This window comes from Paenibacillus sp. JJ1683 (assembly GCF_053006485.1).
This window is the reverse complement of sequence record NZ_CM129820.1, coordinates 199,742-213,072: the sequence shown is the minus strand read 5'-3', so window position 1 is coordinate 213,072 and position 13,331 is coordinate 199,742. Positions and strand designations below refer to the sequence as shown.

Below are 13,331 nucleotides of genomic sequence, written 5' to 3'. Positions count from 1 at the left end.
CACCTGTTTCCGCTCTATGATGTTGCTCGATAAGGAATTCTTATTTAGCCAATTTAGCGAAGTATTCCAACGTACGGATCAATTGTGCAGTGTAGGACATTTCGTTGTCGTACCAAGCTACAGTTTTAACCAGTTGTTTGTCGCCAACAGTCAGAACTTTAGTTTGAGTTGCATCAAACAGGGAACCAAAAGTCAGACCTTTGATGTCAGAAGAAACGATTTGATCTTCAGTGTATCCGTAAGTTTCAGGATCGGAAGCTTCTTTCATCGCTGCGTTGATTTCTTCAGCAGTTACGTTTTTCTCCAGAACTGTTACCAGCTCAGTCAGGGAACCTGTTGGTACTGGAACACGTTGAGCTGCACCATCCAATTTACCTTTCAGCTCAGGGATAACCAGACCGATTGCTTTAGCAGCACCAGTAGTGTTAGGGATGATGTTTTCAGCTGCTGCGCGAGCACGACGGAAGTCACCTTTAGCATGTGGAGCATCCAAAGTGTTTTGGTCGCCAGTGTAAGCGTGAATTGTAGTCATCAAGCCTTCAACGATACCAAATTTGTCTTGCAGTGTTTTAGCCATAGGAGCCAAGCAGTTAGTTGTGCAAGAAGCACCGGAAATTACAGTTTCAGTTCCGTCCAGAATTTCATGGTTTACGTTGTAAACGACAGTTTTCATGTCGCCAGTAGCTGGAGCGGAGATAACAACTTTTTTAGCGCCGCCTTTCAAATGTTTCTCAGCAGCTTCTTTAGTTGTGAAGAAACCTGTGCATTCCAGAACGATGTCTACGCCCAGGTCTCCCCAAGGCAATTCTTCAGGGTTACGGTTAGCCAAAACTTTAACTTCTTTACCGTTTACTTTGAAGAAACCGTCATGTACTTCTACTTGTCCTTGGAAAGTACCTTGTGTTGTATCATATTTCAACAGATGTGCCAGCATTTTGGAATCTGTCAAGTCGTTAATTGCTACTACTTCAATACCTTCTACGTCTTGAATACGGCGGAAAGCAAGGCGTCCAATACGTCCGAAACCGTTAATACCAACTTTAACTGTCATGAGTGAGTTCCTCCCAAAGTTCGTTTAGTTTAGTTTTATATATTCAAGACAGACCCGAAAGCCTGTCAAGACAACACAATTAAAAAACCTTATCAATCTCTTAAATAACGGCTTACAATCTCGGCAGCAGCGCCTTCGTCGGTGACAAGAATGTCTTCCTGTCCGAAACGCAATACTGCATGAATAGCAGCAGCCTTGCTCTTGCCTCCAGCCACACCTAACACCGTCTCCGTACGCCTGATGTCCTCCAAACGGAGTCCGAGCGTCAGCATTCTGTGAACAACGACGCCGTCTTCGTTAAAATAATAACCAAACGATTCGGCGACCGCACCCTCATTGCTGATCTGGGCAAAGGTTTCAGGGTCAAGCTTGCGTCTGTGGGCCATTGCTATGGCGTTGCCTATCCCGTGAATGATAATACGACTCTCTCGAATCAGGCTTAATATATCCTGAATATTCGTATCCTCAAGCAAGGAGTTGTAAGCATGATTGCTGAGCAAATCCGGTACATGGAGCAGACGGTATTGAGCGCCGACCTTGCGAGCCATCGTGGAGGCAATTGTATTTGCCTGCATTTCCATGCTCTCTCCCAAACCCCCGCGTGCCGGTACAAACCATCCGCCCTTAAGCGGGCCGTTAGCAGGTAATGCCAGTTGTTCCGCCACATCTGCAATCGTCGTGCCACCTGTTACAGCGACCACGTCCTCGTCATCCATAACACTCAGCAGCGCCTTTGCGCCAGCACGGCCCAGTTCCTGCTTCGCTAACGGTGAAGCATCCGAATCCCCTGGAACGACAACCACCTTCCTCAAACCGTAGGCTTGACGAATCTGATCCTCCAATTGGGACAGGCCGAACAAGTTGTTCGCAATCGGCTCCAGCTGTTCCAGCAGATCCAGTCCTGCTTTGCTCACCTTCATGCCCACACTCTCAATCTCAATTAGCCCTTGCGCTTTAAGGAGATCAGTCTCAGCGCGCAGTACGCGCTCGGTCATATCCAGTGAAGCTGCCAGTGTTCTGCGTCCGATAACTTCGGACAACATAATCTGATGCAGGATCGTGTACCTTTTTTTCAAAACATCCATGAGGTCGGGCAGAAGCTGCTTCTGTATTTCTAATATCTTTCGCATGCTTTCCACTCCCGCACACTTCTAAGTTCTGTCTCTATGCTATATCTCTAACTGGTCTTAAAATGTCCCGGGATAACTTTTTAAGTCCCACGTATATCTTACCCAATATTTGCTTCACATGCAAGTCTATCTGAACCTATATTTCTCAACTTTTTATGTGAATATGCGCACGTAATAAAAGCTTGCAATTCAATGCCGTATATCATATAATCATCTTTGTTTCCAATTAATTAGTTGGTTGCTTGTAATGATTCATCTTTGCGCCCGTGGTCCAACGGATATGACGTAGGCCTCCGGAGCCTGAGATCGAGGTTCGATTCCTCGCGGGCGCGTCGTTTTATATGATTGGCTAAATGTTCCATATAATGTTTTTAACCAAAAAGAGCGCTAAGCGTTCTTTTTTTTAATCAATAGTTTGACTTTCTTTGACTTTTTGTTTGAAATTGTTTATCATGTGGTTAATACGGTAACAGTTTATAAATAGGGATGTGTATTCGGCATATCCACCAAATCCACTAACGATTTAAGGGAGGTTTTTTGACGTGAGCTATGTTCCTATGGTAGTAGAACAAAGTAACCGCGGCGAACGCGCCTATGACATTTATTCCAGACTGTTGAAGGATCGCATTATTTTGTTGGGCTCGGACGTCAATGACGTTGTAGCCAACTCAATTATTGCCCAAATGCTGTTTTTGGCTGCTGAAGATCCTGAAAAAGACATTCACTTGTATATTAACAGCCCTGGCGGTTCCATCACAGCTGGTATGGCCATTTTCGATACGATGCAATACATTAAACCTGACGTATCTACCATTTGTGTAGGTATGGCTGCTTCCATGGGTGCTTTCTTGCTGAATGCAGGTGCCAAAGGTAAACGTTTTGCCTTGCCAAACAGTGAAATTATGATTCACCAGCCACTAGGCGGTGCACAAGGACAGGCAACGGATATCGAAATTCGCGCCCGTCGCATTCTGAAAATGCGTGACAAGTTGAACCGCATTCTCGCAGATCGCACAGGTCAACCACTGGAACGCATCGAAAAAGACACAGACCGTGACTATTTCATGTCCGCTGATGATGCCAAGGAATACGGTATTATTGATAAAGTGTTAACTAGCTCCTCTCCAGAAGGTGTATAAGAAAAGTGGTTTTCTTCTGAATAGCTGGTAAATAAAAAGGCTGCCTCGGATTTTCGTATCCGGTAGGCAGTCTTTTTTATTTACTATTAATTTTCAATATATAACTAATCCAGATTATTGATTTTGTCCCGCAAAAGGCTTACCGCCCTGAGGCAGCAGTTGAGCGAACGAGTAAGTAAACTCCGGAATTCCATAAGCGTATGGCGCATAATCATACAAATCAAACACGATGGTTACTCCACTGTTGGTCACATAAAAATTCTGATCTGCGGCCAACTCTTTAAATTTCTCAAAACCTTCGCCAGCCTGGAGCGCATCAATTTTTTTCTTCAAATCAGCATTCAGGAACTTTTTGTAGTTAGGATTTGCCTTCAATACGTCAGACAATTGCAACAGCTTACCATCAGCAAGCGAGAACGTATATCCTTTACGTGCCGTCATACCGTGTGCGCCACCTGTATACGAGTAGTCCTGCATAATCACACTTAGAATACCGTCCTTATTATAGGCAATTGCAAAATCATTTTCGAAATCATACGGTCTTTCTGCTGTAACCTCTCCCTCTGCCACCATCTTTTTGCCTGCTGCCAATACTGTCTCTGCATGCTTTTTAAGCATATTATTAATGGCCTGTTGAGCCTCAGGATTCAGCTGGCTGCCGCTGATTTGCGGATACTTAATCTTATAGGATACCTTTGCATTACTCGAAGCTGGAAGCGTCTGAGATGCAATTGTGATCGGATTTAGCTGGCTTTTACTCAATGTTACTGTTTTCTGAGTTGCATTCCACTGCGCATCGATACCCAGATAGTCTTTCAGCAGACTCATAGGAATATATAGCTTCCCGGCGATCATTTTGGCATCCATGCTGCGCGTGTTGATCCCGTTCACATTGGCATAGGCATCCGAGGAGGAGACCACGATATAGAGCTTGTTGTACCCGCTCCCCACTGTATATGTCCCTTCCTTGGTGTCATAGCTCACCGGAATTCCCAAACTATCACGCAGTGCTGCCACTGGAATCATTGTGTTCCCGTTCACTTGTACACCTTTAGCGGCCAACGTTTTACCATTCCATTGGATGGCGATCCCGGGTTGCTGTGTTGTCGCTTGCTGCTGTTTGGTCGAAGCTGCCTCAATATAGGAAACGGGAACGACCGCAACCCCTGCTAAGATTCCCGCTGCCAGCAGTGCTGAGCACCATTTTTTCGTATGCTTGTTCATCGTAAGTATTCCTCCTATTGTGAATCTGTATTATCTATGTGTTTTGATCACTTTTCTTATTATATCTATACCCTATTGTATGTAGTTTACAATCTGTACACTCACTGATTTCAATCTGTACACCTAACAGCCATTAGCTATGACAGACTCATTACAAAACGGTTTCAATAGACAAAAGAAGCCAACAAGTCACCCTGCAATGTTGCAGGCGCTTGCGGCTCCGTTTAATGGCCTATACTAGTTCATCTCATATTGGGCAGACACTTGGACTTTCACCGTTACTTGGCCCGACTGTATCTCTGTTCCGCCACTCATATCCATGAGCGCTTTGGACATGGCATTCTCACGTTGTGTGAAAACCTGAGCTTCCCCGCCATCTACTGTCACATTCACCAGAGCCCCTAAGCCGCGTTTAGCTGATTTTGCTACGGCACTGGCTTTGGATTGAGCGTTATCCAACGCTTTTGCAATAGCAGCTTCCTCATAAGAAGAAGGATTCTCTACGGAAAACTGTATATTATCTACGTTGTTTGCACCGGAGTTTGTAGCCTCATCCAGCAGCTGACCAATTTTGTCCAAGTTGCGATATTTCACAGAAAGTGTATGGTTGGCCATGTAGCCTTTGAGCTTCTGTCCTTCTTTCTCGTTATAGGTATAGTTAGGTTGTACAGAGAACTGGCTTGTCTGAATATCGTCTGCACTGATACTCCATTTTCCTTTTAACAGCTGTGTGACCTTGTTTATTTTCGCAGCATTAGCTTTTTGAGCAGCAGCAGCAGTATTTCCTTCCGATTGCACCCCAATGGAGAGATAAGCGATGTCTGGCTTAGCCATTATTTCACCACTTCCACTCACGTTAATTACACCATTCGCCGTCGTCGCCGTTGCAGCATAAGCGCGATCAGCCCCCGTCCACAGCCCTCCTGCTACTCCTCCAGCTAATAATGCTCCTGCAAGAATTGCTGTGCTTACTGTTTTTGTCCAAACTCTCATCGTACTCAACCTCTTTCTTGAAAATGTTTGTACCTTCCAGACGGAAAAAACGGGAAAAGGTTGCAGTCAAGCGGTATAAATTTCCGAAACAAGGCATACCACAGGGGTTTTAATTATTTGTAGCTTGGACTTAATGCGGTCGCTATATTCAAATAAATATACATCAATAGCTTAATGGTGGGACGGGTTGAATACTTTTCTCTGGATACAAAAAAAAGCCCCCAAGGGGGCTTTCACTAAGAGATACATCATATCACAAAGCAGATGTTCGTTTATTGATTTTCCAGCTCAACCTTACTAACCAGACTTACTAAAGCGTTTACAGCCTGTTCGGCGTCCGCACCTTCGGCACTAATATTGATTTCAGTACCTGTACTGATGGCGAGGCTCATAATACCCATGATGCTCTTGGCATTAACCTTTTTGTCTTCTTTTTCCACAAAAATTTCTGATGAATATTTATTCGCTTCCTGTACGAACAGCGCAGCAGGTCTGGCGTGCAGTCCTGTTTTCAAGCGTACGACTACTGGATGTTTTGACATGTCAGCTTACCCCCTCATCAAATAAATCTGGACGCTATTTACTCCATTTTATTTATCACATTATAACATTAACCCGGGACAGACACTAGAAAAAAAACTAAAAAAACCGGGGCTAAGAGCCCCACAGACCCTTTTTTACGGAATCAGGCCGTTTTCCCCCCTGATTTTGTCAGCCATCTCATCAATTTTGCGAAGTCGATGATTTACACCCGATTTACTCACGACCCCTTTGAGCATTTCCCCGACTTCTTTCAAATTCAAATCGGGATGAGCGAGTCGAATTTCTGCCACTTCACGCAGCTTATCCGGCAAGGTCTCCAAACCAACTTCCCTCTCCAGCAGCTTGATATTCTCAATTTGCCGGACAGCGGCTCCGATCGTCTTGTTCAAATTCGCTGTTTCGCAATTAACAATACGGTTTACGGAATTGCGCATATCGCGCATAATGCGTACATCCTCAAACTTGAACAAGGCTTGGTGCGCCCCAATGATACTGAGCAGCTCAATGATCTTCTCGCCTTCCTTGATGTAAAGGATAAAGCCTTTTTTTCGCTCAATACAGCGGGCGTTGAGATGAAACTCATTAGCGAGATCAACTAACGCCTGACAATGCTCCTCATACATCGAAGAAATCTCAAGGTGGTAAGACGACCCCTCTGGATTATTCACAGAGCCACCTGCCATAAAGGCACCCCGCAAATAAGCCCGCTTACAACAGTTTTTCCGAATGATATCACGATTAATCCCGTCAGTGAACAAGAACCCTTCTGAGACAATATAAAGCTCCTTTAGCAGCTCTTGTACACCATTGGGGATACGGACAATATACACATTATTTTTTTTCAAGCGCATTTTTTTCCGTACAAGCAGTTCGATGTGAAGTTGAAAATGCTTTTTGATCAAGGAGTAAATCCGCCTTGCAATCGCGGCATTTTCTGTGGACACGTCCAATATCACCCTTTTATTCGACAGTTGTACGGATCCGAGCATACGTATGAGCGCAGACAGTTCCGCTTTTTCACAGCAGGGCTGGCTTTCAATCATCGTAAGCTCTTTTTTCGTTTGTGCCGCAAAGGACAAGGGACTCACCTCCTTCTTAACATCCAGTTTTGTACCAATTGGTAAATATGCTGGCTCAGTTTGTCGGCATCATGCCGTAAATACGTACGGAACAGAACTAACGTATCTGCCACTACTTTATATCCTCGATCAGCCAGCTCGCCCATGTCTACCTGAACAGGCTTAGCTCCCTGCTCGGCATACATCTCCTGTACTTGGGGTGGAATTTCCCCGTTATTCACAATGACATAGTCAAAGAGGTGATGCCCAACATGCTCATAGATCGCTTGCAGGTGATCTCCCACTGTATAGCCGTCGGTTTCCCCTGGCTGGGTCATCACGTTGCAGACAAATATTTTGATCGCATCTGATTTCACCACAGCCTCAGCAAGCTTTGGCACAAGCAGATTCGGTAAAATGCTGGTATATAGACTGCCGGGACCAATCAGAATCGCATCGGCTTCATTAATGGCTTCCACAGCCTCAGGCAACGGCTCCACGTGAGTCGGTTCAAGAAAAACACGTTTGATGCGTCCGCCCGCTTCCGGGATTTTGGACTCCCCGGTGATCACCGTGCCATCCTCCATCTCGGCGCTGAGCACAACGCCTTCTTCAGCCGCTGGCAGTACACGCCCCCGGACAGCAAATACACGGCTAAGCTCACGCACCGCCGTTACAAAATCCCCCGATATATCAGTCATCGCTGCTAAGATCAAATTCCCCAGACTATGGCCTGACAATCCTGATCCAGCACCGAAACGGTATTTTAGCATATCTGACATTACTGGTTCCACGTCAGCCAAGGCAGTCAGCACATTGCGGATATCCCCTGGAGGGGGCATCTGCAGCTCACTGCGCAATATCCCGGAGCTTCCGCCATCGTCAGCGACTGTAACAATAGCCGTAATATCCAGCGGCTTTTGCTTCAAGCCCCGCAGCATGACGGACAAGCCGGTTCCGCCGCCCATAACAACAATACGTGGGCGCTCCCGTTGTGATCCGGTCTCTTTCATGATTTCACCTCATTAATGCCGGTCCCGATCAGCATCCCGATGCGAAACAGAAACGGATTCTGTCTCGCTGGCACCCAGCATTTTTCCTAAATACTCCGATATTGCAACTGAACGATGCTTACCTCCAGTACAGCCAATACCGATAATGACCTGGCTTTTACCTTCTTTGCGATACTGCGGAATCAAAAAGTGCAACATATCCAACAACTTGGTTAGAAACGCCTGGGTCTCCGGCCACTTCATAACATAATCATATACATCGCTATCCTGTCCCGTGTGTGGACGTAGTTGGTCCACATAGTGGGGATTAGGCAGGAAGCGCACATCGAATACAAGATCGGCATCAATGGGAATACCATACTTGAAGCCAAAAGATGTAATGTTCACGGACAGCATACTGCTCTCCAGATGGGAAAATCTCGAAATAATCCTCGCCTTTAAGGTTGCGGGCTTCATCGTACTGGTATCAATAACCTGTGTAGCGGAGCTTTTGAGTTCTTCCAACATCTTACGCTCCAATCGAATCCCGTCCAAAGGCATACCATCTGGAGCAAGCGGATGCCGTCGACGGCTTTCCTTGTACCGTTGTACAAGAACACCGTCATTCGCATTCAAGAATAAAATTTCACAATGAATCGTAAAATGATCTTTAATATAATTTAGCGATTCTGACAAGGCGGTGAAAAATTCTCGTCCGCGTAGATCAATGACGAGAGCCACCTTGCCAATTTTACCGTTAGACTGCTCAATCAACTCGGCAAATTTGGGAATCAGCACAGGGGGCAGATTATCAACGCAGAAGAAGCCCAAGTCTTCAAGGCTTTGCACCGCAATGGTCTTCCCTGCGCCTGACATCCCTGTAATAATAATGAGCGTTGCCCACGGTGCAGCATTTTTTAAATTATCTGTCATATGGACTTCCCTCTCCTTTTGCTTCTTTGCTCTATGTCATTACCCCTATCGTCAACCCCGGATTAAGAGCGCAGCAGCAACCCAGCAGCCCCTACGATACCCGCGTCATTGCCTAAAACCGCTGGTACGATATATACCCCTTTTTGAAGCGGCTCAGGTGCCAGCTTGGCGTATACGCGACGCATCTCTTCAAACAAAAAGTCGCCTGCTTTAGAAACACCGCCGCCTATAATAAACAATTCTGGATTAAGCACAGCGGCAACCGCTGCCATCGATTTCCCCAAATAAAAGGCAGCCCGGTTCACGATACGCAACGCGACTTCATCCCCGGCTTTAGCAGCATCGAATACTTCCTTGGCAGCAATGTGATCTTCCAGCGCCAGAGAGGTCCGGTCGCCACGTTCCACAGCATCCTTGGCCATACGAATGATGCCTGTTGCGGAAGATACAGTTTCCAAGCAACCCATTTTGCCGCATCCACACTGAATAGCCTCCAGATCAGGCACGACGCTGATATGTCCAATTTCCCCAGCCATACCCGAAGAACCCTGGTATATTCTACCATTTATAATAATACCGCCACCTACACCTGTTCCCAGGGTATAGCATACACAGTTTTCTATGCCTTTGCCTGCGCCAGCCCAAGCCTCACCCAGCGCAGCAACATTCGCATCGTTGTCTATTTTTACAGGCTTGCCAATCCGGTTCTCTAGGAGCGCACGGATCGGTACGTCACGAAAGCCAATATTAGGAGCGAGGACAATAATACCATCACGAACATTCGTAAAACCTGCAACACCTGCACCGACACCTTTTAGTTGATCCCACTCATAAGGAGATTGCTCAACAATATGCCGCACATATTTTTCGATATTACCGATGACAACGTCTACACCTTTATCGGTTTCGGTTGGTCCCTCATATGTGTGCAAAAGCTGTCCGTCTTCATTACAAATGCCGACTTTAATCGCGGTACCGCCCAAATCGACACCTACATAGATACTTTCAGACATGTTCCAAGCCACCTTTATGTTTACTTAAAAATCTGGTATAAAATATATGCTTAAAATTCCTGCCTCGTAGGAGTAATCCTACGTTCCAACTATAATTGAAGCCCCCGTTACGGTCAAGGACACTTACCTGTTGAAAAATGTACGATTAGCTGAACTTTTAAACTCATGCCTCCGTAAGAAAAACGTCTATTGACGTACTTTCAAGGAAGCCAGACCACGCTTAACGGAATTTTTCTTGCGATTATAGAATTGTTCAGCTCCGCTGAAAATTTATAAATTCAATAATCATAAAAAGGAGAAAGCCTGTGCAAATGCACCAGGCTTTCTCTTCCTGAACAAACAACGGGGCTTAACAGAGGGGGCTTAGCCCCTCACATGAGCCACTTTGTGTATTATAGACACTCTTTATTGATCCAGTGTTTCGCTCCAGTCGTGGACAGCGCTGCCTTCAAGATACTTCTCGCAATCCATAGCCGCCATACATCCCGTTCCCGCAGCCGTAATGGCTTGTCGATAACGGTTATCCTGCACGTCCCCACAGGCAAAAACACCCGGGATGTTCGTTTCCGTCGTGCCTGGCTTCACTTCAATATAGCCGTGTTCATCGGTATGAATTTGTCCGTTCAGGAAGCCTGTGTTCGGTGTATGGCCAATCGCCACAAACACGCCATCTGCCTCAATCAGCTCATCCTGGTTGGTCTCATTATTGTGTACTTTCAAGCCCTTTAAGCCAGTTTCCCCTGTTACAACTTCCAGAGGAGTACGATTTAATGCCCAATGTACTTTTTCATTTTCACGTGCGCGGTCTTGCATAATTTTAGATGCCCGCAATTCGTCACGACGATGGACCAAGGTTACGCTGGAAGCGAAACGGGTCAAGAAGCTCGCTTCCTCCATGGCTGAATCGCCACCGCCGACCACGATAATCTTTTTCCCACGGAAAAAGAAGCCGTCGCAAGTTGCGCATGTGCTAACTCCGCGACCTACATTGTCCTGCTCACCCGGAATGCCGAGATATTTGGCGGACGCGCCTGTAGCAATAATAACCGACTCCGCCTCAATGATGCCTTTACCCTCTACCTTCACTTTAAAAGGGCGCTTGCTGAAATCGACTTCCTCTACCCAACCGGAAGTAAACTCAGCGCCAAAACGTTCGGCCTGCTTGCGCATGTTATCCATCAGCTCAGGTCCGAGAATACCTTGCTCAAAACCCGGGAAATTTTCAATTTCAGTCGTTGTGGTAAGCTGCCCACCGGGCTGCATTCCTTCAATGATCAGCGGATTCATGTTGGCGCGTGCCAAATAAATAGCGGCTGTGTAGCCTGCAGGACCTGTACCAATAATTATGGATTTATACATACGTTTGTTGCCTCCTTTAAGTGATGTTTGGAGCAGATGTTAGACCTGCTTTTTAAACGTGGAGAGCGGCTGCTTTAGCTTCTGTTTGATACCACACACGCTGTCAATTTGACGTGCGTAGCGGCTTACGGTCGATACGGAAATACCATAGCGGTCAGCTACTTCCTGATAGGTGACGGAATGATGATGCAATTTGGCTGTCAAATATTCCAGTGCAGCTGCCCATCCCTCAGTATGCTGAACCATCGGGACCTCTGGAGCAAGCCGATCCAAATACTCCTGCCAAAGTGATCTCAAATCATGCTGCATGGCCGTATCGGATGATTTGCTCATGACGGTTAGTACCTTGTCCAGCACGGCCTGCCATTGTGGATCAACTGGTGAAGCAGAAATGTCACCTTCAGTTGTATGCGGATCTTGCTCAGCCTCTAACCGCTCAGGATGTTCTGTTTCCGTGTGTGTATGGTGCACATCCTGCTCTGCCAGCTCTTGCAATACTTGCAAAGCACGGCGTTTGAGTTCACTCTCCTGATCAGGATCTTCTACGAAGGACTCCAGTGCCTGACGCACTTCATCGTCACCGATCAAGCTTAACGCCTGAATAACCTGTAGCTGAGTCGCTCGGTCTCCGTGGCGCAAGGCCCAGAAGAAAGATGATCGGATTAGCGGGTCCTTCTTCATACTGTCAGGCACCTGCTCAGCGCCAAACTTCTCCCACATGCGGAATTGCTCCTCAAACGGGAGATGATAGTGATAGCTGAGCACTTGCAGCGGTGTACCTTCCTGCTGAAGCTCTTCCAATCTGGATAGGAAAAACCTTGGAACCTCCGAGGAAGCATCCTGCTTTTGCAAATGACTCCATAACCGCCGAGCTTCCGCATATCTTCCCGTATTGCTGGCAGCCACCGCTGTGTAATGGTACAAAGAAGCGTCCGCATTGTTCTCTCCATTGCTATGAAGCAACCTGCGGAAATGCCTGTAAGCCTCCTCATGGCGCCCGAGAATCCCCATAGTGGTCGCCAGCTTGAACACCTGCTCCTCCTGAAACGGTATAGTGACCGCCAAGGTTTGAACCAGACGATCCAATTCTGGGCCGCCGCCTTCGTGCTGATAAAAAATCGCCAAGTTGCACAATGCGTGTAAATTACCCGGCTCATCCTCCAACACTTGAATAATGGTAGCCTTAGCATTTTGGAACAATCCCATGTAGTAATACGCTAGCGCCAGATTATTCCGCGCAGCGAACATGTCCGGTTGCTCCTCCGAAATTTGCTTGAGCAGTTGGGCTGCCTGAGCAAATTTCCCTTCCTCCAGCAGAACACGGGCCTGATCATGCTCGACCACTCCCTGCCGGGCCTTAATGCGGTTCAGCTTCGTTGGACGGTCCAGCTCATAATAGAGCAGCTCCATCATTTCCTCGGCTTCATCAAGAAACTGGCCTTCTTCGTCCTCCTCCAGGTACGTGACCAATGCTTTTTCCGCTTCTTCAAACTGCTCCATATTAGCGTAATTATTCGCCATATAGAAATAACATTCTGTCATCGACGAGTCTACGTCACTCAGAACAGAGGACAGGATCTCATTCGAACCTGCATAATCCCCCATCTCTGATAATATACCCGCCATATTGCAATGATTCACCGGATTATCCGGTTCATATTCAACGGCTTTGCGAAAATATTTCAATGCCTTGTCATAATGATTGCGATCAAGCGAGCGCACAGCTTTCTCAAAAAAGAAAGATGCGTCGAAACGCAAAGCAATAATCTTAGGGCTAGGTTCCGAAACTCGCAGATGTTTCCCTTTCATAAATAACCAAGGCACCTCCTTTAAAAGTAACTGGCATGTTCATACCCTTCAGTATACCACAACTTCAAAACGACTTGACAGTCGATC

General features: G+C 46.5%; 12 protein-coding genes and 1 tRNA gene. 2 read left to right on the top strand and 11 right to left on the bottom strand.

What is annotated here, in order from left to right:
• Nucleotides 1–40 precede the first annotated feature (40 nt).
• Both gap and ACUC6J_RS00930 read right to left on the bottom strand, forming a co-directional pair.
• Nucleotides 41–1,051, bottom strand: coding sequence for a type I glyceraldehyde-3-phosphate dehydrogenase (gene gap, locus ACUC6J_RS00935; protein ID WP_017427870.1), 1,011 nt, complete (start codon nucleotides 1,049–1,051; stop codon nucleotides 41–43).
• 92 nt (nucleotides 1,052–1,143) lie between these two features.
• On the bottom strand, nucleotides 1,144–2,181 hold the full coding sequence (locus ACUC6J_RS00930) for a sugar-binding transcriptional regulator (protein WP_017427871.1): 1,038 nt from the start codon (nucleotides 2,179–2,181) through the stop codon (nucleotides 1,144–1,146).
• 260 nt (nucleotides 2,182–2,441) lie between these two features.
• Between ACUC6J_RS00930 and ACUC6J_RS00925 the strand changes: the two genes are divergently transcribed.
• A tRNA-Arg gene (locus ACUC6J_RS00925) sits at nucleotides 2,442–2,513 on the top strand.
• A gap of 210 nt (nucleotides 2,514–2,723) precedes the next feature.
• Nucleotides 2,724–3,320: an ATP-dependent Clp endopeptidase proteolytic subunit ClpP gene (gene clpP, locus ACUC6J_RS00920; RefSeq protein ID WP_013368815.1), complete on the top strand. Its 597-nt coding sequence runs from the start codon at nucleotides 2,724–2,726 to the stop codon at nucleotides 3,318–3,320.
• Between the two features lie 114 nt (nucleotides 3,321–3,434).
• On the opposite strand, the gene ACUC6J_RS00915 is transcribed toward clpP, so the two are convergent.
• The 9 genes from ACUC6J_RS00915 to ACUC6J_RS00875 all read right to left on the bottom strand — a co-directional run bounded on the left by ACUC6J_RS00915 (nucleotide 3,435) and on the right by ACUC6J_RS00875 (nucleotide 13,244).
• The gene (locus ACUC6J_RS00915) at nucleotides 3,435–4,544 is read right to left on the bottom strand and encodes a PdaC/SigV domain-containing protein (RefSeq protein ID WP_447249603.1); all 1,110 of its coding nucleotides are present in this window, start codon (nucleotides 4,542–4,544) and stop codon (nucleotides 3,435–3,437) included.
• A 237-nt stretch (nucleotides 4,545–4,781) separates the two neighbouring features.
• The gene (locus ACUC6J_RS00910) at nucleotides 4,782–5,537 is read right to left on the bottom strand and encodes an SIMPL domain-containing protein (RefSeq protein WP_016820124.1); all 756 of its coding nucleotides are present in this window, start codon (nucleotides 5,535–5,537) and stop codon (nucleotides 4,782–4,784) included.
• 272 nt (nucleotides 5,538–5,809) lie between these two features.
• Nucleotides 5,810–6,079: an HPr family phosphocarrier protein gene (locus tag ACUC6J_RS00905; protein WP_013368811.1), complete on the bottom strand. Its 270-nt coding sequence runs from the start codon at nucleotides 6,077–6,079 to the stop codon at nucleotides 5,810–5,812.
• Nucleotides 6,080–6,214: 135 nt separating this feature from the next.
• Complete coding sequence (gene whiA / locus ACUC6J_RS00900; RefSeq protein WP_013368810.1) at nucleotides 6,215–7,159, bottom strand: DNA-binding protein WhiA; 945 nt, start codon at nucleotides 7,157–7,159, stop codon at nucleotides 6,215–6,217.
• 5 nt (nucleotides 7,160–7,164) lie between these two features.
• Nucleotides 7,165–8,151 carry a gluconeogenesis factor YvcK family protein gene (locus ACUC6J_RS00895; RefSeq protein ID WP_013368809.1) on the bottom strand — a complete coding sequence of 329 codons (987 nt, stop codon included), beginning with the start codon at nucleotides 8,149–8,151 and terminating at the stop codon, nucleotides 7,165–7,167.
• Nucleotides 8,152–8,163: 12 nt separating this feature from the next.
• A complete protein-coding gene (gene rapZ, locus ACUC6J_RS00890; protein ID WP_013368808.1) occupies nucleotides 8,164–9,063 on the bottom strand; it encodes an RNase adapter RapZ in 900 nt (299 codons plus the stop codon).
• Nucleotides 9,064–9,125: 62 nt separating this feature from the next.
• Nucleotides 9,126–10,076 (bottom strand): ROK family glucokinase, encoded by a 951-nt coding sequence (locus tag ACUC6J_RS00885; RefSeq protein ID WP_016820123.1) that lies wholly within the window; start codon nucleotides 10,074–10,076, stop codon nucleotides 9,126–9,128.
• A 405-nt stretch (nucleotides 10,077–10,481) separates the two neighbouring features.
• Nucleotides 10,482–11,435: a thioredoxin-disulfide reductase gene (gene trxB / locus ACUC6J_RS00880; RefSeq protein ID WP_013368806.1), complete on the bottom strand. Its 954-nt coding sequence runs from the start codon at nucleotides 11,433–11,435 to the stop codon at nucleotides 10,482–10,484.
• Nucleotides 11,436–11,474: 39 nt separating this feature from the next.
• Nucleotides 11,475–13,244 (bottom strand): tetratricopeptide repeat protein, encoded by a 1,770-nt coding sequence (locus ACUC6J_RS00875; protein ID WP_257126534.1) that lies wholly within the window; start codon nucleotides 13,242–13,244, stop codon nucleotides 11,475–11,477.
• Nucleotides 13,245–13,331 lie beyond the last annotated feature (87 nt).